Annotated in this window: 20 protein-coding genes; 1 reads left to right on the plus strand and 19 read right to left on the minus strand. The window is 73.2% G+C overall.

What is annotated here, in order from left to right; translation table 11 throughout:
* Positions 1 to 289: 289 nt before the first annotated feature.
* The 16 genes from dprA to proS form a co-directional block, all read right to left on the minus strand.
* Positions 290 to 1,516 (minus strand): DNA-processing protein DprA, encoded by a 1,227-nt coding sequence (gene dprA, locus ACFCLZ_RS14120; RefSeq protein ID WP_380285246.1) that lies wholly within the window; start codon positions 1,514 to 1,516, stop codon positions 290 to 292.
* The gene (locus tag ACFCLZ_RS14125; RefSeq protein WP_380285247.1) at positions 1,513 to 3,267 is read right to left on the minus strand and encodes a YifB family Mg chelatase-like AAA ATPase; all 1,755 of its coding nucleotides are present in this window, start codon (positions 3,265 to 3,267) and stop codon (positions 1,513 to 1,515) included. The genes dprA and ACFCLZ_RS14125 overlap by 4 nt, the downstream gene beginning before the upstream one ends.
* Position 3,268: 1 nt before the next feature.
* Positions 3,269 to 3,811, minus strand: a complete 543-nt coding sequence (locus ACFCLZ_RS14130) for a YraN family protein (RefSeq protein ID WP_380286163.1) — start codon at positions 3,809 to 3,811, stop codon at positions 3,269 to 3,271.
* A 177-nt stretch (positions 3,812 to 3,988) separates the two neighbouring features.
* Complete coding sequence (locus tag ACFCLZ_RS14135; RefSeq protein WP_030056781.1) at positions 3,989 to 4,315, minus strand: DUF2469 domain-containing protein; 327 nt, start codon at positions 4,313 to 4,315, stop codon at positions 3,989 to 3,991.
* A 55-nt stretch (positions 4,316 to 4,370) separates the two neighbouring features.
* The gene (locus ACFCLZ_RS14140) at positions 4,371 to 4,844 is read right to left on the minus strand and encodes an NUDIX domain-containing protein (protein ID WP_380285248.1); all 474 of its coding nucleotides are present in this window, start codon (positions 4,842 to 4,844) and stop codon (positions 4,371 to 4,373) included.
* A gap of 118 nt (positions 4,845 to 4,962) precedes the next feature.
* Entirely contained in the window at positions 4,963 to 5,718 is a 756-nt protein-coding gene (gene lepB / locus ACFCLZ_RS14145; protein ID WP_380285249.1) for a signal peptidase I, read from the minus strand.
* Positions 5,719 to 5,866: 148 nt separating this feature from the next.
* The gene (gene lepB / locus ACFCLZ_RS14150; RefSeq protein WP_380285250.1) at positions 5,867 to 6,871 is read right to left on the minus strand and encodes a signal peptidase I; all 1,005 of its coding nucleotides are present in this window, start codon (positions 6,869 to 6,871) and stop codon (positions 5,867 to 5,869) included.
* 246 nt (positions 6,872 to 7,117) lie between these two features.
* Entirely contained in the window at positions 7,118 to 8,113 is a 996-nt protein-coding gene (lepB, locus tag ACFCLZ_RS14155; protein WP_380285251.1) for a signal peptidase I, read from the minus strand.
* A complete protein-coding gene (gene lepB, locus ACFCLZ_RS14160) occupies positions 8,097 to 9,023 on the minus strand; it encodes a signal peptidase I (protein ID WP_380285252.1) in 927 nt (308 codons plus the stop codon). Before lepB (ACFCLZ_RS14160) ends, lepB (ACFCLZ_RS14155) begins: the two co-directional genes overlap by 17 nt.
* Before the next feature lie 78 nt (positions 9,024 to 9,101).
* Complete coding sequence (gene rplS / locus ACFCLZ_RS14165) at positions 9,102 to 9,452, minus strand: 50S ribosomal protein L19 (protein WP_030306736.1); 351 nt, start codon at positions 9,450 to 9,452, stop codon at positions 9,102 to 9,104.
* 154 nt (positions 9,453 to 9,606) lie between these two features.
* Positions 9,607 to 10,425 (minus strand): tRNA (guanosine(37)-N1)-methyltransferase TrmD, encoded by an 819-nt coding sequence (trmD, locus tag ACFCLZ_RS14170; RefSeq protein ID WP_380286164.1) that lies wholly within the window; start codon positions 10,423 to 10,425, stop codon positions 9,607 to 9,609.
* Positions 10,426 to 10,520: 95 nt separating this feature from the next.
* Entirely contained in the window at positions 10,521 to 11,111 is a 591-nt protein-coding gene (gene rimM, locus ACFCLZ_RS14175; RefSeq protein ID WP_380285253.1) for a ribosome maturation factor RimM, read from the minus strand.
* Between the two features lie 187 nt (positions 11,112 to 11,298).
* Positions 11,299 to 11,538, minus strand: coding sequence for an RNA-binding protein (locus tag ACFCLZ_RS14180; protein ID WP_030056773.1), 240 nt, complete (start codon positions 11,536 to 11,538; stop codon positions 11,299 to 11,301).
* A gap of 2 nt (positions 11,539 to 11,540) precedes the next feature.
* A complete protein-coding gene (gene rpsP, locus ACFCLZ_RS14185) occupies positions 11,541 to 11,969 on the minus strand; it encodes a 30S ribosomal protein S16 (RefSeq protein ID WP_344337896.1) in 429 nt (142 codons plus the stop codon).
* A gap of 423 nt (positions 11,970 to 12,392) precedes the next feature.
* Positions 12,393 to 12,971 (minus strand): hypothetical protein, encoded by a 579-nt coding sequence (locus ACFCLZ_RS14190; protein WP_380285254.1) that lies wholly within the window; start codon positions 12,969 to 12,971, stop codon positions 12,393 to 12,395.
* Between the two features lie 447 nt (positions 12,972 to 13,418).
* On the minus strand, positions 13,419 to 14,831 hold the full coding sequence (gene proS, locus ACFCLZ_RS14195; protein WP_380285255.1) for a proline--tRNA ligase: 1,413 nt from the start codon (positions 14,829 to 14,831) through the stop codon (positions 13,419 to 13,421).
* Between the two features lie 198 nt (positions 14,832 to 15,029).
* Between proS and ACFCLZ_RS14200 the strand changes: the two genes are divergently transcribed.
* Entirely contained in the window at positions 15,030 to 15,830 is an 801-nt protein-coding gene (locus ACFCLZ_RS14200; protein WP_380285256.1) for a class I SAM-dependent methyltransferase, read from the plus strand.
* 181 nt (positions 15,831 to 16,011) lie between these two features.
* Here the strand turns inward: ACFCLZ_RS14200 and ftsH are convergent, their stop codons facing one another.
* From ftsH to ffh, 3 genes are all read right to left on the minus strand, one after another.
* A complete protein-coding gene (gene ftsH, locus ACFCLZ_RS14205) occupies positions 16,012 to 17,931 on the minus strand; it encodes an ATP-dependent zinc metalloprotease FtsH (RefSeq protein ID WP_380285257.1) in 1,920 nt (639 codons plus the stop codon).
* A gap of 58 nt (positions 17,932 to 17,989) precedes the next feature.
* Positions 17,990 to 18,529: a GNAT family N-acetyltransferase gene (locus ACFCLZ_RS14210; protein WP_380285258.1), complete on the minus strand. Its 540-nt coding sequence runs from the start codon at positions 18,527 to 18,529 to the stop codon at positions 17,990 to 17,992.
* Positions 18,530 to 18,640: 111 nt separating this feature from the next.
* Positions 18,641 to 20,206: a signal recognition particle protein gene (ffh, locus tag ACFCLZ_RS14215; protein WP_380286165.1), complete on the minus strand. Its 1,566-nt coding sequence runs from the start codon at positions 20,204 to 20,206 to the stop codon at positions 18,641 to 18,643.
* Positions 20,207 to 20,336: the final 130 nt, after the last annotated feature.

A 20,336-nucleotide genomic window follows, 5' to 3' on the forward strand; every position in this document is an offset into this window, starting at 1 on the left:
TCACTCGGTGTCCGGGAATGTGTGTGGGCATACGTTGGTCTGCGCCGTTCTGCCGAGTCATGTGCTGATAGGGAAGGCATGGCGAGCGTAGCGTGACCGACTCGCTGCACAGTGCTACCGCCACCCGGTCGTCCCCCGATCCGGTGGCGTTCGTGTCACCGCCCCGGGGTACCCGGGACGGACGAACCGGATGCCGGGCCCGGCCGCACCCGCCCGGTCCGTCAATCCCCGTTCCTCCTCCCACTCGTCCGGGTGGCCGTCCCGCGCCGCCGGCCCTGCGGAGCCGCCGTCACCTCCTGCGCACCAGGCGCCAGTGCGCGCCGTGCCGTTCGACATGGCCGAGCGAGCCCAGCTCGTAGAGCCGCTGGAGCACCTCGTCCGGCGGCAGCCCGGACTGCCGGGCCAGCCGCTCCACCGGCGCGCCGTCCGGGGTGGCGGGCACCGCTTCCAGGACCCGGGCCGCCGCCGGTTCCAGGAGGTCCCTGGGCAGCACCGGCCCGCTGCGCTGCGGCGCGAGGTCGTCGCCGATCGCGCCGATCAGCTCGGCGACCTCGGCCGCGTCGGTGACGACGGTGGCGGCGCCGCTGCGGATCAGGGCGTGCACTCCGGCGGACAGCTCCGAGGTCACCGGTCCGGGCACGCCCATGGTGTGCCGGTTGAGGTCGCGGGCGCGTCTGGCGGTGCTGAGCGCCCCGCTGCGCAGCGCCGCCTCGACCACCACGGTGCCGCGGGTCAGTGCCGCGATCACCCGGTTGCGCAGCACGAAGCGGAACCTGGTCGGGTGCTCCCCCGGCGGGAGTTCGCTCAGCAGCAGCCCCTGCTCGCCGATCCGGCGGATCAGCCCGGTGTTGCCCCTCGGGTAGGCCACGTCCACCCCGCAGGCGAGGACGGCGACGGTCGGGCCGCCGACCGCCAGTGCGCCCCGGTGGGCGGCCGCGTCGATGCCGTAGGCCCCGCCGGAGACGACCACCCAGCCGCGTTCGGCGAGCTGGGCGGCGAGGTCCCCGGCGACGTGCGCGCCGTACGCCGTGCAGGCCCGGGCGCCCACCACCGCGACCGAGCGCAGTGCGAGCAGCCGCAGCGAGCCGGTGCCGACCACCCAGAGGCCGGTGGGCCGGCTCTCGCCGAGGTCGTCCAGCTGGCTCGGCCACTCCGTGTCGCCCGGAATGATGAAGCGGCCACCGGCCACCCGCACCCGTTCCAGGTCGGCGACCGGGTCGAGGCCGGTCAGCCGGGCCCGGTAGGCCGCCAGCCGGGCATCGTCCGGTCCCGGTCGGCCGGGGGCCGTGCCGTCCCGGATCGCCCGGACCACCGCGAGGGCGTCGGCTCGGGCGAGCCAGCGGCCGAGCGCGGCGTCCCCGGGTTCGCCGATCCGACTGAGCGCCGCGCGGGCGAGGCGCTCGGGTTCGGGCTGGGGCTGTGGCTGGGGCGTCGGCTCGGGCGGCGCCCCGGGCCGAGGGGCGGTCCCCGCTGCGGCGGGCGGGCCGTGGGCGAGGTCGTTCGCGGTGCGGCTCACGGGGCGGCCTCCTCGGGTTCGGGATCGGGTTGCGGATCGGCGCTCCGGCGGGCGGACCGGGAGCGGGCCGGGCGCGGCTCGGCCCCGGCCCCGGCCGACCGGTAGCGGTCGCCCGTCCGCTCCGCGGCGGTGTCCGCCCGGCCGAAGAATTGCTCCGTCAGCGGGAGCCCCTGCTCGACGCCGGTGCGCAGGACGAGGGCCGTCCGGATGTCGCGCTGTTCCGGGCGGTCCCGGCCGGCCAGGTCGGCGACCGTCCAGGCGACCCGCAGCACCCGGTCCAGACCGCGGGCGGTCAGCAGACCCCGTTCGAGCTGGCGCGCGGCGTCGTTCAGCGCGCCCGACGCCAGCTGCCAGCGGGTGCGCAGCTCGTGGCCGGGGACCTCGGCGTTGGTCCGCCACGGCGTGTCGGTCAGCCGGGCCGCCGCGCGTTCGCGGGCCGCCAGCACCCGGGCCGCGACGACCGCGGTGGTCTCCGCCGAGCTGTCGCGCTGCATCAGCTCGGCCCTGGTCACCGGGGCGACCTGGACCTGGAGGTCGACCCGGTCGAGCAGCGGCCCGGAGAGCCGGCCCTGGTACCGGCTGACCATGGCGGGCGTGCACTCGCAGCCCTCGCCCCGTCGCGAGTGCCGCCCGCACGGGCACGGGTTGGCGGCCAGGCAGAGCAGGAACCGGGCCGGCAGCCGCATCGATCCGGCCGACCGGGCGATCACCACCTCGCCCGATTCGAGCGGTTGGCGCAGCGCGTCCAGCACCCGGACGGGGAACTCCGGCGCCTCGTCGAGGAACAGGACGCCCCGGTGGGCCAGCGAGACCGCACCCGGTCTCGGCAGCCCGCTGCCTCCGCCGACGATCGCCGGCATGGTGGTCGAGTGGTGCGGGGCGCAGTAGGGCGCCCGGTCGACCAGCGGCCGCCCGGCCGGGAGCAGCCCCGCCACCGAGTGGACCGCGGTGACCTCCAAGGCCTCCTTCTGGGTGAGCGGCGGGAGCAACGACGGCAGCCGCTCCGCCAGCATGGTCTTGCCCGCGCCGGGCGGTCCCTTGAGGTAGAGGTGGTGACCGCCGGCGGCGGCGATCTCCAGCGCCCGGCGGGCCTCGTACTGCCCGGCCACATCGGCGAGGTCCATCCGGGCGGCGGCCTCGTCGGGCAGGCCGCGCACCCCCGCGCTGGGGAGCATCAGGCCCGCCATCAGCGGATCCGGCCGGCCGGCGGAGCGATCGGCGGGCTCCTCCGGTTCGGGGGCGCCGGTGAGCACGGCCACCAGCTGGCGCAGGCTGCGCACGCCGAGCACGGTCACCCCGGGGACCAGCTCGGCCTCGGCGGCGGTCTGGTCGGCGACCACGACGCGCCGGTAGCCGGCGTCGGCGGCGGCCAGCACCGACGGGAGCACCCCGCGCACCGGGCGCACCCGCCCGTCCAGCCCGAGTTCGCCGATGAGCAGCAGGTCGGCGATCGAGGACGGGTCGAGCCGTTCGGCGGCCGCCAGCACGGCGCAGGCCACCGCGAGGTCGAAGCCGCTCCCGCTCTTGGGCACCGAGGCCGGGCTCAGCCCGACGGTCAGCTTCCGCTGCGGCCAGGCCTCGCCGCTGTTGACGATCGCCGCGCGCACCCGGTCGCGGGCCTCGGAAAGTGCTTTGTCGGGCAGACCGACCAGGGTGAACGCCGCCACCCCCGGCTCCAGATCGGCCTGGACCTCGACGATCACCCCGTCGACGCCGACCAGGGCCACCGAGCACGTCCTGGCGAAGGCCATCTCAGACCACCCCCCGCAGGTGGTCGACCGAGGCGGCGCCACGGGCCCGGTTGATGACGGCGACCAGGTCGATCCGGACGCCGCCGGGTGGTACCGGCGCCCACGGCGGGTCGGTGGAGCCGGGCCGGTACTCGGGGCCGGCCAGTCGGGCGAAGTGGCCGGGCCAGCGCTCGGCCATCCAGCGCTCGGCCAGTCGGCGCAACCGGTCCGCCTTGGTCGGGCCGATGGCCTCGCTGGGCTGCTGGAAGCCCCGCTCGGAGCGGGTCTTGACCTCGCAGACCGCCACGGTGTCGCCGTCGAGGGCGACGATGTCCAGCTCGCCCTCGACGCAGCGCCAGTTGCGGTCGAGGATGCGCAGCCCGTCCTCGGTGAGCCGGCGGGCGGCGACCTGCTCGCCGTAGCGGCCGAGGCCGGTGTTGGTCGGTCGCTCCGGTCCCGGCGCGCCCGCCGGGGGCGGGCCGCCCGACCGGACCCGCGTCGTCCTCCGGCGCGGCTGCCCGTCCTGCCGGGCCTTCGCCGTCTGCTTGCGCGTGGCGCGCTCGATCTCCTGCACGGTGACCACCTCCGCCGGGGAGGTTGCCGTGCGGTCCCGGTTCGGACCGGAGAGTTGTCCTTCCCTGTGGACAACTCGGGCCTGTGGATAACTCCTGTCACCCTCGGGAGTGATAATCGCCGAATACCCGGAATTCCCCTGGACATCCGGGGACCGGGCGGTCCACCGTCAGTTCCCGAAGCCGGACTCGTCCGAGGGCAGCTCCAGGTCGCTCTTCGCGAGTTCCTCGATGTTCACGTCCTTGAAGGTCAGCACCCGGACCTTGCGGACGAACCGGGCCGGCCGGTACATGTCCCAGACCCACGCATCCGCCATCGACACCTCGAAGAACACCTCGCCCTGGACCGAGTGCACCTGCAGCTCGTAGTCATTGGTGAGGTAGAACCGTCGCTCGGTCTCGATCACGTACTTAAACAGGCCGACGACGTCCCGGTACTCCCGGTAGAGCTTGAGCTCCATCTCGGTCTCGTACTTTTCGAGATCTTCGGCACTCATCCAGGCGTCCCCTCAACTTGTCACGTCCACCCATTGTGGACCACCGCACTCACCCTCAGAGCCTTACCGGGACGGCCGGCGGCCCCTCGGCCAACAGCCGCTCCAGAAAGTCCACCAACCCGACCGGATAGACCGTCTCGGCGGTGGCCCGCAATTCCCCGACCGTCCACCAGCGTGCCGCGAGCAGTTGGGCGTGCTCGTCCTCGCCCATGCCCGAGTGGTCCAGCACCGTCTCCGACGTGCGGGCCAGGTGGAACCACTGCTCCTGCTCGTAGCGCCGCCCCCGATAGGAGAACGAAGCCTTGCCGTACGCCACCACCGGTCCCAGTTCCACGCCGCGCAACCCGGTCTCCTCCCGGAGCTCGCGCTCGGCGGCCTCGCGGGTGCCCTCCCCCGGCTCCAAGCCGCCGCCGGGGGTGAACCACCAGGTGACGCCGGGGACCGCCGGGTCCGAACCGTGGAAGAGCAGCAGCCGGTCCTGCCCGTCGAGCAGCAGGATCCGCGAAGCCCTGCGCCGCTGTGCCGCCATGACGAGCCTCCACGCTCCCTTCGTCCGCCCCGGTCGCTCCCCCGATCCTGCCACCCGGCGCGGTCGTGCGGGGCGAGGTTGGGCAGAGCGGTCCCGGCGCGAACCGCGCCGGGCGGGGTCAGGCCGCGCGTCGGCGACGGCGCGCCAGCCCCGCCACCCCGCTCACCGCCGTGGTCACGAGGATCGTCGCCGCGCCTACAACGCTCGCCCAGAACGCGGGCTCCAGCGGTCCCGGGCCGGCCGGACGGTCCCCGCCGACCACCTCGAACGCCGAGGTGCCGGCCAGCAGGCCCGACCTGCCGAGCGGAAGCACGGTGGCCTCGACCCTGGCCTGCACCTCGGTGGCCGGGACGGTCCCGCCGTCGACCTCCAGGTGGACGCGGGAGTCGAGCGAGCCGAGCCGGTTGTCACCGAGCAGGAAGAGGCGGCCGGGCGGCACCTCCACGCTGAAGGCCGCGCCCTGGGCGCCCTGCGCCGCGAGGTACGGCTCGTCCACCGGCTTGCCGTTGACGGTCAGCCGCTGGTCGCCGGTGCCGACCGCGACGGTGTCGCCGCCGATCGCGACCACGCGCTTGACCATGAGCCGGCCGCCCCAGGCCTGGTCGCGGAAGACCACCACGTCGCCGCGCCGGACGTCCGCGCCGTCGGTCTTCCGGGCGAGGACGGTGTCCCCGGCCCGGACGGTGGGCTCCATCGAGGCGGTCGGGATGCCGTAGGGCCGGTAGCTCACCGCGATCACCGCGAAGCCGCCGATCAGCAGGACGAGCCCGAGGGCGAGCAGCACGCCCTGGACGACGGCCCCGACCCCGGGCCCGCGCCGGGGGCGGACGGTGGTCGGCGGATCCTCGGCCGTCCGTTCCACGACACCGCTCATCGACACCGTCCAACCCCTGACCGACCCGGAAACGCTCACGGCGGCGCGCCGGGGCCAGGGGCGGAAAACCCGGCGGGCCGTGGCACGTCCGAGCAGATTACTCGTCGGTACCACGGCCCGCGCAAGACCCGGGAGCCCCCGGTACGGCTCAGGACCGCCGGTCGCGGTCCGGCCGGTTGCGCAGCCGGCGGACCAGCGGGAGCAGGGCGACGGCGCCCACGGCACCGGCCGCGGCCGGCACCGCCGGCACGGCCGCCGCCAGGCCCTTCTGGTCGAAGGTGTCCGGCACCGGCAGCGTCGACCAGCGGTTGACCGGCCAGGCCACCACGAAGGCCCGCCCGATCACGTCGTCCACCGGAACGGCGCCGCCGCCCGGCTGGTCCATGTGGAAGCGCGAGTCGAGCGAGTCCGCACGGTGGTCGCCCATCACCCAGATCCGGCCGTCGGGGACCTTCAACGGACCGAACGGCTTCGTCCCGCAGGGAGTGTTGCCGGCGTAGATGTAGGGCTCGTCGAGCGCGACCCCGTTGACCTTCACCGGGCCCTCGCCCTCGCACTCGACGGTGTCCCCGCCGACCGCGATGACCCGCTTGATGAGGTCCTTCTCGTTGTCGGAGGGCATCAGGCCGACGAAGCTCAGCACGTCCTGGACGCCCCGGACGAAGGCGTTGCTGCTCTCCGTGGTGGGCTCGTCGCCCAGCCAGCCGCCCGGATCGTGGAACACCACGACCTCGCCGCGCTCGGGCTCGGCGCCGAACCACGGGGTGAGCTTGTCCACCAGGACCCGGTCACCGACCTGCAGCGTGTTCTGCATCGATTCGGACGGAATGGAGAACGCCTGGACGAAGAACGTCTTGATCACCAGCGCCAGGACGAGGGCGATGCCGATGAGGATCGGCAGCTCCTTCCAGAACGAACGCGGCTTGCGCTCGTTCCGCGGCGGCTGCTCCTCGGTGCCGTCCGCCGGCCCGGGGTCTCCGGGGAGGGGCGGCGGGGCGTCACCCGTGCCGTCGCCGTGCCCGTCCGCGGACTGGGCCGCCGCGTCCTCGGCCGAGGCCGAGGGCACCGCGGTCTCCGCGGACCGGGCCGCCCGGCCGCCGGTGCCCTCGGGCTCGCCGGCGCCTGAGCGGGCGCCGATCACCAAATCCCCCACAACGTCTCCTCCCTGCTGTGCGGACGCCTGTACGTCCGCGCTCACAGTGCCGCACAGCGGGCACCACGCTCCACCACGGCCGTACCCGCCAGGTCCGGCCCCGGACGGGTCCGCCTGACACCGGCACAGCCTTCGGGCACGGCCCCTCGGCAGGAGTCGGCCGCACCCAGCACTTCTCTATCACTCCCGGACATCCGGCTCGCGGTCCCACACGCGCGGTCCGACCGTCCGCCGGCCCTTCCGGGCCTACAGCCGGGCCGGCTCCGCCCGGCGGCCGATGAGCGGAAGGATGCCCAACACACCCATAACGAGCGGAGGTTCCTCAGGGACCGGCCCCCCGCCCACCGACTTCGGCGCGGTTCCGCCGCCCGCCGGAGCCCGCGCCACCGAGGAGAGTGAAACCGGCACCCCAAGTTGATGAACCCGGCCCGGCGGCCAGGCGATCATGAACGCCCTTCCCACCACACCACTCACCGGGATGGTGCCCTGCCCCGGGTTGCCCATGTGGAAACGGGAGTCGGCGGAAACGTCCCGGTGGTCGCCCATCACCCAGAGCCGCCCCGGCGGCACCTTCACCTTGAACGGCTGCCGGGACGGCGGGTTGCCCGGTGCCAGGTAGGGCTCGTCCAGCGGGCTGCCGTTGAGGCTGACCCTGCCCTGGTCGTCGCAGCACTCGACGCTGTCGCCGCCGACCCCGATCACCCGCTTGATGAGGTCCTGCTCGCTGTCGGAGGGCAGCAGCCCGACGAAGGTCAGCACCTGCTTGGCCGCGCGCAGGACCGGCCCGTCAGTCGACGGCCCGTGCTCGCTCTCCAGCCAGCCGCCCGGATCCTTGAACACCACCACCTCGCCGCGCTCCGGCTCGGCGCCGAACCAGGGGGTGAACTTGTCCACCAGCACCCGGTCCCCGACCTGGATGGTCTGCTCCATCGAGCCGGAGGGGATCACGAAGACCTGCACCAGGAAGGTCTTCATCACCAGTGCCACGACCAGCGCCACCACGACGATCAGCGGGATCTCGCGCAGGCGGGAGCGCCGACGGCGGCGAGCGGCCCGGCGGGCGGTGCGCCTGCGCTCGGCGCGCCCGCGCACCGCAGGAGCGGGGCCGGGGCCGGGGTCCAGGGCGGGAACCGCGTCCTCCTCCACCCCGGTCGCGGGGCCGGCTGCGGGGCCGGGCGGGGCGTCCGGGGCGGGTCCGGCGGGCGGGCGGTCGGCGAGCCGCCCCCTACCTCTGGTCCCCATGGCCACCGGTCCCCCCTGTCGCGGCAAAGGCCGCCGACCGGTCCACGGCGGCCCAGTGGCCGACCGGGTAGACCACCCAGGCGGCCCGGCCGATCACCTTGGACTCGGGGACGAACCCGCCGCCCGGGTCGCCGAGGTGGTCGCGGGAGTCCCGGGAGGCGCTGCGGTGGTCGCCCAGCACGAAGAGCTTGCCGGAGGGCACCACGACGTCGAAGGCCACCGCGGACGGCTCGTCCCCGGGGAAGAGGTAGCCGGACTCGTCGACCGGCACACCGTTGACGGTGATCGGGTGCCCCGGTCCGGCGCTGGTGACCCGGTCGCCGCCGACGCCGATCACCCGCTTCACGTAGACCGAGTCACCGGCCGGGACCAGCCCGACGTCACGGCCGAAGGAGCGCAGCGAGGTCCAGAGGCCGTCGCGCTCCAGCGGCTTGCGCAGGAAGGAGCCCGTACCGTCGAACACCACCACGTCACCGCGCCGGGGGTGGCCGCCGAAGGCGTAGGACAACTGGTTCACGACCAGGCGGTCACCCGGACGCAGGGTGTTCTCCATCGAGCCGGAGGGCACCGAGAACGGGCGCGCCACGAAGGCGTTGACCAGCAGCAGCACGGACAGGCAGATCCCGGCGAGCAGCAACAGGTCCCGCGAGCGCGAGCGCCCACCCGCCTGCTCCGCGTCACCGGCTTCCGTGTCACCGGTCTCCGCAGCACGGGCGTCCGTACCGTCGGCCTCCGCGGCACGAGCGTCCTCGGAGTCGGCCGCAGGACCGCTCTCGGAGTCGGCGTCGGCGTCGGGCTCGGGGTCCGCCCCGGAGCCTTCCGCGGAAACGACCGCGGACCGCATCGGCGAGTCCGCACCGGTGGGTGCGGGACGGCCGTCGCGGTCCGCGGGTGGTTCGTGCGTGCTCATCGGGGGCTGAGCTTACCGTGCGGCAGCCCGGCCCCCCCAGAGCGATCCGATCCCCCGGCGATGCCGGGGGCCGGTGGATCAGCGGTCGCGCTTCTCCTTGATCTTCGCGGCCTTGCCGCGGAGGTCACGCAGGTAGTACAGCTTGGCGCGGCGAACCGCACCGCGGGTCACGACCTCGATCTTCTCGACGACCGGGGTGTGCACCGGGAAGGTGCGCTCGACACCGACGTTGAAGCTGACCTTGCGAACGGTGAAGGTCTCACCGATGCCGGCGCCGTGGCGGCGGATGACGACGCCCTGGAAGACCTGGACACGGGAGCGGTTGCCCTCGATGACCCGGACGTGCACCTTCAGGGTGTCACCGGCGCGGAAGGCCGGGATGTCGCTACGCAGCGAGGCCGCGTCGACAGCAGCGAGCTTGTTGCTCATGTTGCTCTCCATCGCAAGCGCCACGGGCCGCTCACGGAAGTCGTCACAAATGGGGTCTGCTGCGGGCCGCACCGGCGACCGGCGTTCCCCCCGTGGCGGGGGCGCCGAACCACGTGACCCCTACGGGAGGGGCCCAGCGACAGACAGCAGCGGCCTATTCTTCCACACCACCGGCCGCGGACCGAAATCGACCGAGTCCCTCGTCCCAGGCGAGGCCGAGCACGTCGAGCGCCGCACGGTCCTTCTTGTCGAAGTCCGCGTGCCGCCAGCGCGCCACCAGGTCCGGCCGGTTGGCCAGGGTGCGGGCGAAGGCCTGCTCGCGGCGCCAGCGGGCGATCTTGCCGTGGTTCCCGCTCAGCAGGATGTCCGGCACGGTACGGCCGCGCCACTCGGCGGGCTTGGTGTAGACCGGGCCCTCCAGCAGATCGGCCATCGCGCCGGGCGCGAAGGAGTCGTCGCGGTGGGACTCGGCGTTGCCGAGCACGCCGGGCAGCAGTCGGGCGATCGCCTCGACCATGACCAGCACCGCGACCTCGCCGCCGGCCAGCACGTAATCGCCGATCGACGCCTCGACCACCGGCATCCGGGTGGCCGCCTCCTCGATCACCCGCCGGTCGATGCCCTCGTACCGGGCCGGGGTGAACGCCAGCCACGGCCGGCCGGCCAGCTCCTGCGCGAGTTCCTGGGTGAACGGCCGGCCGCTGGGCGTGGGCACCACCAGGGTCGGCACCTCCCCCTCCGGCCCTGCGGCGAGCACCGCGTCGAGGGCCTCGCCCCACGGCTCGGGCTTCATCACCATGCCCGGGCCGCCACCGTACGGGCTGTCGTCGACGGTCCGGTGCACGTCGTACGTCCAGTCGCGCAGATCGTGGACGTGCACGTCGAGCTGGCCACGGGCGCGCGCCTTGCCGACCAGCGAGATGTTCAGCGGCTCCAGGTACTCGGGGAAGATCGACACGACGTCGATCCGCATCCCGTGCCGGACGGCGGCGGCCTCCGCGGCCTGCGCCGACTGCGCCGTCTCTACCGGCTCCACCGACTCCTCGGCCCCCACGGCCTCCACGGAGCTCACTGCGAGTCCTCCGCGCCGTCCGCCTCGTCGCCGTCGCCCGCGCCCGGCTCGGCCTCGCCGCGCACCACCTCGGCCTGCTCCGGGTCGATCAGCCCGGCCGGCGGGTCGATGACGGCGCGCTGGTTCTCCAGGTCGATGGTCGGCACGATCCTGGTGACGAAGGGCACCAGCACGTCCGTCCCGTCCGGCCTCCGCACGGTGAGCAGGTCCTGGTAGGGCAGGTGGATCACCTCGGTGAGCTCGCCGACCGGGGTGCCGTCGAGCAGGACCACGTCCAGGCCGATCAGCTGGTGGTCGTAGTACTCCTCCGGGTCGTCCGGACGCTCCTCCGGGTCGACCTCGGCGATCAGGAGCGTGCCGCGCAGCGCCTCGGCGCCGTTGCGGTCCTTGACGCCGGCGAACCGCAGCAGCAGCCGCCCGCTGTGCACCTTGCCGGACTCGACGGTCAGCGGTCCGGCCGAGGCCGGGTCGGTCAGCAGGACGGCACCGGGGCCGAGCCGGAGCTCCGGCTCGTCGGTGCGCACCTCGACGCTGACGTCCCCCCTGATGCCGTGGGCGCGGCCGATCCTGCCGACGACGAGCTGCACGGTGATCGTTCTCCTGGTGAGTGCTGCCGAGTGTTACGGAGTGCTGCGAAACCGCTGCGGAACTGCCGCAGGGTGCCGCGAAGACGCCGGTGAGCGGCGGGACGCCGCCGAGAACGGCGAAGGCCGGCCGGGACGACATGCGTCCCGACCGGCCTCGAAAACCCTGACGGCTGAACGAGCAGCCTGGTCAGCGAATGTTGTCCACGTCGACCAGGTCGACCCGGACGTTGCGACCGCCGAGGGCGCCGACCACGGTGCGCAGAGCGCGCGCCGTACGGCCACCACGGCCGATCACCTTGCCGAGGTCATCGGGGTGCACCCGCACCTCGATGGTGTTGCCCCGACGCAGGTTGCGCGAGCGCACCTGCACCTCGTCGGGGTGCTCGACGATGCCCTTCACCAAGTGGTCGAGGGCGTCCTCGATCACGCTCAGGCCTCGGCGGCGGCGTCGGCCTCAGCCTCGGCCTTGTCCGACTTCTTGGCCTTCGGAGTGATGGCGACACCGGTGGTGGCGTCCTCGAAGCCGGCGACGGCCTTGGCGAACAGGTGCGAGAAGTCCTCGACCTTCGGCTCGGCGACCTTCAGCGGCTCCGGAGCCGGCAGGCCCTTGAACTTCTGCCAGTCGCCGGTCAGCTTGAGGATGGCGAGCACCGGCTCGGTCGGCTGGGCGCCGACGGACAGCCAGTACTGGGCGCGGTCGCCGTCGACCTCGATCTTCGAGGGGTTGTAGGTCGGCTGGTAGATGCCGATCTCCTCGATCGCGCGACCGTCACGCTTGGTGCGGGCGTCGGCGACGATGATGCGGTAGTGCGGGGAGCGAATCTTGCCGAGACGCTTCAGCTTGATCTTGACTGCCACGGGAGTGGAATCTCCTGGAGTTGACGTGGGTGAGCGGCCCCGCCCTCGCGTGGGGTTGCGCGGTGGGCCGTTCAAGGGACACGCCAGCCGAAGGAGAGAGGGGTCCTGCCCGGCTGCCGAGTACTCAGCGGTCCATTCTGCCACACGGGGCGCCGACCCCCGAAAACAGGTCGACCGGGAGCCCCCGCTCCCGGTCAGCCCAACACGCGCACCTTCGCGGTGCACCTCACTGGCAAATCATCGGTGTGGATCGGTGTGGATCAATGCGGATCAGTGGTGCATCAGTGCGGATCGGCGGTGGACCGGTGGTGGATCGGCGGTGGACCGCTCCGGCCGGGCCACTGCCCGCACAGCCGCCCGCCGGCCCCCTCGGCTCCCCGAGCCGCGAGGCTCCCCGAGGTATGCGACGGGACGCGAGCCGAACTACGCGATCTTGAACGGCTGCTGGCACGCGCCGCAGACGATGGACGCCTGCGCGAGCACCGACGGCACGACCCGGACGTTGCGCCCGCAGCCGCAGACCGCCTTGACCCGGACGCCGCCCCCGGAGGAGCCGTGCCGGGCCGCCGGACCACGGAAGGCGCGCGAGGCCCCCTCACCGGTCACCGCTTCCTGGTGCGCGCCGAGGGCGCGGTCCAGGCGCTCGATGGTCTCGGCGTACCGCTCCCGGGTCTCCTTGAGCATGGTCACCTGGGAGAAGCCGCTGCTGGCGTGCGGCTCGACCGGGTGCGCCAGGCCCAGCTCTGAGGCCAGGAGCAGGAAGCGCCGGTTGTGGTAGCGGCCGGCCCGCGAGGTGTCCCGGATGTCCCGGGCCGCGGCCAGACCATGGGCAGCCTCGTGGAGGAGCCGCTCGAAACCGAGCCGGGTGCCACAGGCCGAGGAGGACTCGCCGATCAGCGCCTCGGGCGAGGCGAGGTCGGGGAGGTCCTGATGGTAGGCCTGGATGTCACTCCAGGCGGCGGCCAGTTCGGCCGCGAGAACGAGGGGCTGTGTCGTGCTCACGCTAGACCAACGATGGAGTAGGAGCTGATGTTCCGCGTGTTCAGGTTCCCCGGGAATTCCCAGGAAGCTCTCAGGAATGTGCGGCCACGCGCGAAATGCGCGTTCCGGATCTGACGCAAGACCAACCCCCTGCAGGTTTGGGCCCGCCGGCGCGGCGGGCTCGTCAATTCCGTCCGGGGGCGGGCTGTCGCCCCCAGGACGTACGGCCCGTGGTCCTGTCGAGTTGACAGGGCCACGGGCCGTACACCGTACCGCTATTCCGTTAATACCGGCAGTTGACCGACCAGTAGGGATGTCGGCATGTGAGACATGCTCGGAACAACACCGGTCACCGGGCGTCCGAATTTCCCGTCGGGCAGGTCGACAACCGTCAGAACGCGTCGCCGGACCTCGTTTTACGGCAACATCCTTCGTGACCGTCCGTTGCCCGGGGAGGCCACCGAACGGTCAGTAGGCGCGCGCGACGAGCGCGACGTTGCCCTCCTGGTCGTCCGTCTGCGGCACCGAGCCGTCGGCGGCCACGATGCAGCGCACCGACACGCTCTGCTCGGCCAGCTTGGCCTCGCCCTCCGGGCCCAGCTCGGCCCAGGAGATCCGGCCCCAGCCGGTGGCGGCGGCCTCGACGGCCTCGTCGATGGTCGTCACGTCGACCGTGCGGGACTCGCGGCGCTCGCGCGACTGACGCAGCAGCAGGGCCTGGTCCTCGTCCAGGATGCCGGGCAGGGTCGCGACCAGGGCGTCGATCGAGACCGGCTCCTTGCCGCCCGGGATCCGGCGGGCCAGCATCGCGGTGCCGTTCTCCAGGTCGCGCGGGCCGACCTCGATCCGCAGCGGCACGCCCTTCAGCTCCCAGTCGACGGCCCGGCGGCCGAACGGGGTGTCGGTGCGGTCGTCGACGACCACGCGGATGCCGGCGGCCTCCAGCGCGGCGCCGATCTCGCGGACCTTGGCGATCACCGCGTCGTCGCCCTTGATGGCGAGGACGACGGCCTGGACGGCGGCCAGCCGCGGCGGGACGCGCAGGCCGTTGTCGTCGCCGTGGGACATGATCAGGCCGCCGACCATGCGGGTCGAGACGCCCCAGGAGGTCTGCCAGACGTACTCGCGCTCGGCGCCCTGCAGCTGGTAGGTGGTGTTGAACGCCTTGGCGAAGTTCTGGCCCAGCTCGTGGCTGGTGCCCATCTGCAGGGCCTTGCCGTCGCCCATCATGCCCTCGAGGGTGAGGGTGTTGATGGCGCCGGCGAAGCGCTCCTTGGCGGTCTTGCGGCCGAGCACCACGTCGATGCCGAGCACGTTGGTCATGAAGTCGCCGTAGACCTGGGTGTGGATCATCGAGGCGTAGTCACGGGCGTCCTCGTAGGTGGCGTGGGCGGTGTGGCCCTCCTGCCAGAGGAACTCGGTGGTGCGCAGGAACACGCGCGGGCGCAGCTCCCAGCGGACCACGTTGGCCCACTGGTTGATCAGCAGCGGCAGGTCGCGGTGGCTCTGCACCCACTTCGAGAAGTACTCGTTGATGATCGTCTCGGAGGTCGGCCGGACGACGACCGGCTCGTCCAGCTGCTTGCCGCCGCCGTGCGTGACCACCGCGAGCTCGGGGGCGAAGCCCTCGACGTGCTCCGCCTCCTTGGTCAGGTAGGACTGCGGGATGAACATCGGGAAGTAGGCGTTCTGGGCGCCGGCCTTCTTGATCCGGGCGTCCATCTCCTGCTGCATCCGCTCCCACAGACCGTAGCCGTACGGTCGGATGACCATGGTGCCGCGCACCGGACCGTTGTCGGCCAGCTCGGCCTTGTTGATGAGGTCCTGGTACCAGCGCGGGAAGTCTTCCGCCTGGGGGGTGAGAACGGGTGCCTTAGCCATGGGCGAATCGTACGGGGAGCGGACCTCCGACTTCGAATCCATTGCGGCCGGCGGCCCGCCCGGGGCGCACGCCCCCGACACGCGCGCACCACCCCGCACCCCTCTGGACGCCGCGCCCGAGCCGCTGTTCGCTGGAGTGGGGGCGGGACGTCGAGGGGGGTCGGAGCAGCACACCGAAGGACCGGATGGGAGGCCGCGATGGCTTCAGCGCGGGTGACCGGCACGACCGCAGCACCCCCCGGCACGGGGCGGGCCACCGCCCGGGCCCGGGACTGGGCGGAGATCCAGGAGCGGATGCTGGTGCCGCTCTACGAGGCCGTCCACGACCGCCTGGAGGTCGGTCCGGCGACGAGCGTGCTGGGCCTGGGCTGCCGCTCGGGCCTCGCCCTGCTGCTGGCCGCCGGCCGGGGCGCGCAGGTGGCCGGTCTCGAGCCGGACGACGCGCTGCGCGGGCTGGCCCGGGAGCGCCGGCTGCGGGTCGGCGCGGACCGTCCGCCGGAGGCGGACGTCGCCCGCTCGGCCTATTCGCTGGTCACCGTTTTCGAGCAGCCGCCGCCGGGCACCGAACCGCGGCGGACGGTGGCCGGGGCGGCCCGGCTGGTCCTGCCCGGCGGGCACGTGGTGCTGGCCGCCTGGGGACCGCGCGAGCGCTGCGAGAGCGCGGCCGTGCTGGACGTCGCCCGGCGGATGGCGCGGCGCAGCGGGGCGCGCGACCCGTTCGAGCTGAGCCCGCCCGGGGCGCTGGAGGACCTGCTCGCCGGGACCGGCCTGCGCCCGGCCGGCGGCGGCCGGGTCGGCTGCCCGTTCGCCTACCCGGACCTGGAGAGCGCGCTGCGCGGGCTGCTCGCCACCGGGCTGTACGACGCGGCGGCGGAGTTCTCCGGGCCGGCGCTGGTGACGAAGGAGCTGGAGGAGGCGCTGCAGCCGTATCTGCGACCGGACGGCACGGTGCGGATGACGAACGTCTTCCGCTATCTGATCGCCGAACGGCCTCGCTGAACCCGGCCCCCGCCGCCCGACCCCTGTCCGCCCGCCGCCGAGAACCCGCCGGGGACCCGACGGGGACCCGACGGGGACCCGACGAGAACCTACCGAGAACCGGCCGCAGCACGGGACGGCGAAGGGGCGCGTGCCACCAAGGCACGCGCCCCTTCGCAGCAGCCCGGCGGCCCCGCCGCCCTCAGGCCTGGTCGAGCGTCTTCCGGGGCACCCCCGCCGCCCGGTACGCCTCCTCCTCGTCCAGCGTCTCCGCCTCCAGCAGCGCCGCCGCCAGCGCGTCCAGCCGGTCCCGCTCCTCGGTCAGCAGCCGCACCGCCTCGTCGTAGCACTCCGCAACGATCCGCCGGGCCTCCTCGTCCACCGCGTCCAGCGTGGTCGGCGCCGCGGAGAGCCCGTACGCGCCCTGCGAGTCGGACGGGACGGCGGTGAGCCGGCCGACCCGCTCGCTCATGCCCCACCGCCCGGCCATGCCGCGGGCGATGTTGGTGACCTGCTCCAGGTCGCTCTCGGCACCGGTGGTGATGACCCCGTAGACGACCTGCTCGGCGGCCATCCCGCCGAGCGCGCCGATGATCCGGCCGCGCAGGTAGGGCTCGGTGTAGGAGTACCGGTCGGCCTCCGGGGTGGAGAGGGTGACGCCGAGGGCGCGGCCGCGCGGCACGATGGTGACCTTGCGGACCGGGTCGGCGCCGGGCTGGAGCATGCCGAGCAGGGCGTGGCCGCTCTCGTGGTACGCGGTCCGCTCCCGCTCGGCGTGCGGGATCACCAGCGGCCGGACGGCGCCGAGCTGGACCTTCTCCAGCGCGTCCGAGAGGTCCCGCTCGTTCACCGCGTCCTGGCGGCGCTTGACCGCGAGCAGGGCGGCCTCGTTGACCAGGTTGGCCAGTTCGGCGCCGGTCATCCCGGGGGTGACCTTGGCGAGCCGGTTCAGGTCGGTGTCGCCGGCCAGCGGGACGTCCCGGGAGTGGATGCGCAGGATGGCCGCGCGGCCGTCGCGGTCCGGCGGGCTGACGGTGATCCGCCGGTCGAAGCGGCCGGGGCGCAGCAGCGCCGGGTCGAGCACGTCGGCCCGGTTGGTGGCGGCGATGACGATGACGCCCTCGGAGCCGGTGAAGCCGTCCATCTCGGTGAGGATCTGGTTGAGCGTCTGCTCGCGCTCGTCGTGGCCGCCCATGCCGCCGCCGCTGCCGCGCTGGCGGCCGATGGTGTCGATCTCGTCGATGAAGATGATCGCCGGGGCGACCTTGCGGGCCTCGGCGAACAGCTCGCGCACCCGGCTGGCGCCGACGCCGACGATCATCTCGATGAACTCGGAGGCGGAGGCGGAGAAGAACGGCACGTCCGCCTCGCCGGCGACGGCCCGGGCCAGCAGGGTCTTGCCGGTGCCGGGCGGGCCGCTGAGCAGCACGCCGCGCGGCATCTTGGCGCCGAGCCGGCGGTACTGCTGCGGGTTCTTCAGGAAGTCGACCACCTCGGTGAGCTCGGCCTCGACCTCGTCGATGCCGGCCACGTCGGCGAAGGTGGTGCGCCGGCCCGCCTCCGCGGTGACCGGCTTGGGCGGGGCCTTGCGGCCGAGCGCCCCGCCGCCGAGCCCGCCGGCCATCCGACGGGCCAGCAGGACCCAGACCAGGACCAGCAGCAGCATCGGGGCCAGCGAGATCAGCAGGTTGGCGAGGAAGCTGCGCTGCTGGACGACCGGTTCGGCGGTGACCTCGACGCCCTGCTGCTGGAGGGTGGTCCAGAGGTTGTCCCCGGCGAAGACCGGCCGCTGGGTCTCGAAGTCGGTGTACGTCCCCTTGCCGCCGTCCGGCTTCGGCTCGGCGTTCTTGAGGGTGCCCTCGATCGAGTCGCCCTTGGAGTAGATCTTGGTGACGTTGCCCTTGTTCAGCTGGTTGTTGAACTCGGTGTAGGAGATCGTGGTGGCGCCGCCGGGGCCGAAGAAGGACAGCAGCACGTCGCTGATCAGGAACACCACGAGGGCGGTGAGGACGAGGCCCAGCCAGCCGCCGGGCATCTTGCGCCGCGGGGGCGGCGGGGGTGGGGCGCCCTCGGATCGCCACGGCTGGTCGGGGGTCTGGCGCGGTGGCACGGGATCAGTCACCCATCGGACAATACGGACATCTGCTCGGCTCCTCCAAGCGCAACGCCGCCCCGCCCGGTCAGCCCCGCTCCTCCGCGGCGGCCGCCCCCGGCCACTCCTCGGCGGTCAGCGCGAACCGCTCGTGGTCCCGCCAGGCCCCCTGGAGGAACAGCATCCGCGGGGTGAACCCCTCGTGCCGGAAGCCCAGCCGCTTGGCCAGGGCGATCGACCGGTCGTTGTCCGGCTGGACGTTGATCTCCAGCCGGTGCAGGCCGAGCCCGCCCTCCGACTGCGGGGCGAAGCAGCGGTCCAGCACCAGCCGCAGGCCCTCGGTCATCCGCCCGGTCCCGGCGAACGGCAGGAACGAGTCGTAGCCCAGCGCGCCGTTGCAGAACCGGCCCATCGCGATGTTGGCCACATTGACCTTGCCGACCAGCCCGCCGGTCTCCCGGTCCACGATCAGGAAGGTCCGCAGGGCAGGCCCCTGGCGCTCCACCAGGTCGGGCAGCGCGTCCGGCTCCACCGGGTTCCACCGGCCGATGTGGTCGGCGGACCGCCGGACCGCCTCGGCGTACGCCACCTCGTCCCCGGCCCGCGGGGCCCTGATCGTCACTCGCATCGGACCATCATCTCGGATGACCATCGGGCATGCGAACGGCCCACCACCCGGAGGCAACCGGGCGGCGGGCCGTTCGCCGCACGTCTCCGGACCGCGCGCGGTCCGGAAGGACTACAGCAGGTCCTTGAACTCCTTGGGCAGCTCGAAGTCGGCCGGGCCCTTGCCCGCGCCGAGGCCGAACGCGCCCCCCTCGGCGGGCGGCTGGCCGCCACCGGCACCGAGTGCGCGGCGCTCGGCGGCCGCGGCCTCCTCCTGCGCCCGCTTCAGCGGGTTGCCGCTCTTGCGCTTGCCCTTGGCGGCCGGGGCCTTCTTGGCGGACTTCTTGCCGCCGCCGCCCATGCCCGGGATGCCCGGCATCCCGGGGACGCCCTTGCCGGAGGCCATCGCCGACATCATCTTGCGGGCGTCGAAGAACCGCTCGACCAGGTTCTTCACCTCGCCGACCTGGACGCCCGAGCCCTTGGCGATGCGGGCCCGGCGGGAGCCGTTGATCAGCTCCGGCTCGGCGCGCTCGGTCGGGGTCATCGACTTGATGATCGCGCCGACGCGGTTGACGTCCTTGTCGTCGATGTTGTTGATCTGCTCGCGGATCTGGCCCATCCCCGGCAGCATGCCCAGCAGCTTGGAGATCGAGCCCATCTTCTGGACCTGCTCCAGCTGGGACAGGAAGTCGTCCAGGGTGAACTGCTTCGGGCCGCCGCGCAGCTTGGCGGCGATCTTCTCGGCCTCGGCCTGCGAGAAGGTCTGCTCGGCCTTCTCGATCAGCGAGAGGACGTCACCCATGCCCAGGATGCGCGAGGCCATCCGGTCCGGGTGGAAGGCGTCGAAGTCGTCGACCTTCTCGCCGTTGGAGGCGAACATGATCTGCCGGCCGGTGACGTGCGCGACCGAGAGCGCGGCACCGCCGCGGGCGTCGCCGTCGAGCTTGGAGAGCACCACACCGGTGAAGTCGACGCCCTCGAGGAAGGCCTGCGCGGTGGTGACCGCGTCCTGGCCGATCATCGCGTCGACGACGAACAGGACCTCGTCCGGGTCGACGGCGGCCCGGATGTCGGCGGCCTGCTGCATCAGCTCGGCGTCGATGCCGAGGCGGCCGGCGGTGTCGACGACGACGACGTCGTACTGCTTCTGCTTGGCGTACTCGATCGAGTCCCGGGCCACCTGGACCGGGTCGCCGACGCCGTTGCCCGGCTGGGGCCCGTAGAACGCGACGCCCGCGCGCTCGGCGACGACCTGCAGCTGGTTGACGGCGTTGGGGCGCTGGAGGTCGCAGGCGACCAGCAGCGGGGTGTGCTTCTGCTGCTTCAGCCAGTGGCCGAGCTTGCCGGCGAGGGTGGTCTTACCGGCACCCTGCAGACCGGCCAGCATGATCACCGTCGGGCCGTTCTTGGCGAACCGCACCCGTCGGGTCTCGCCGCCGAGGATGGCGACGAGCTCCTCGTTGACGATCTTGATGATCTGCTGCGCGGGGTTCAGCGCACCGGAGACCTCGACGCCGAGCGCGCGCTCCTTGACCTGCTTGATGAAGGCCCGGACGACCGGCAGCGCGACATCCGCCTCCAGCAGCGCGATGCGGATCTCGCGGGCCGTGGCGTCGATGTCCGCCTCGCTCAGGCGGCCCTTGCCCCGGAGGTTCTTGAACGTCGCTGCGAGGCGATCGGAAAGGGTGTCGAACACGTCGTCGCGGGTCCTCTGCGGCATCGGTCTGAGTACGGTCGTCGCCCCCAAGGGTATCCGGCCGCCCCGGGGACGGTCTCCACCCGGGTTCGACCGGATCTCGCGGGCCTCCCGAGCGGCCTCGCGAGCG

Source organism: Kitasatospora purpeofusca, assembly GCF_042691725.1.
GTDB lineage: Bacteria > Actinomycetota > Actinomycetes > Streptomycetales > Streptomycetaceae > Kitasatospora > Kitasatospora purpeofusca_B.

What these genes read in the sequence shown, in the direction of transcription:
- lepB (WP_380285252.1), bottom strand. Translation starts at nt 9,023, where the DNA reads ATGAGCACGCACGAACCACCCGCGGACCGCGACGGCCGTCCCGCACCC.
- ACFCLZ_RS14210 (WP_380285258.1), bottom strand. Translation starts at nt 18,529, where the DNA reads ATGCGAGTGACGATCAGGGCCCCGCGGGCCGGGGACGAGGTGGCGTAC.
- ACFCLZ_RS14135 (WP_030056781.1), bottom strand. Translation starts at nt 4,315, where the DNA reads ATGAGTGCCGAAGATCTCGAAAAGTACGAGACCGAGATGGAGCTCAAG.
- ACFCLZ_RS14140 (WP_380285248.1), bottom strand. Translation starts at nt 4,844, where the DNA reads ATGGCGGCACAGCGGCGCAGGGCTTCGCGGATCCTGCTGCTCGACGGG.
- proS (WP_380285255.1), bottom strand. Translation starts at nt 14,831, where the DNA reads ATGGCTAAGGCACCCGTTCTCACCCCCCAGGCGGAAGACTTCCCGCGC.
- ACFCLZ_RS14200 (WP_380285256.1), top strand. Translation starts at nt 15,030, where the DNA reads ATGGCTTCAGCGCGGGTGACCGGCACGACCGCAGCACCCCCCGGCACG.
- lepB (WP_380285251.1), bottom strand. Translation starts at nt 8,113, where the DNA reads ATGGGGACCAGAGGTAGGGGGCGGCTCGCCGACCGCCCGCCCGCCGGA.
- lepB (WP_380285249.1), bottom strand. Translation starts at nt 5,718, where the DNA reads ATGAGCGGTGTCGTGGAACGGACGGCCGAGGATCCGCCGACCACCGTC.
- ACFCLZ_RS14125 (WP_380285247.1), bottom strand. Translation starts at nt 3,267, where the DNA reads ATGGCCTTCGCCAGGACGTGCTCGGTGGCCCTGGTCGGCGTCGACGGG.
- rplS (WP_030306736.1), bottom strand. Translation starts at nt 9,452, where the DNA reads ATGAGCAACAAGCTCGCTGCTGTCGACGCGGCCTCGCTGCGTAGCGAC.
- trmD (WP_380286164.1), bottom strand. Translation starts at nt 10,425, where the DNA reads ATGCGGATCGACGTCGTGTCGATCTTCCCCGAGTACCTGGAGCCGCTG.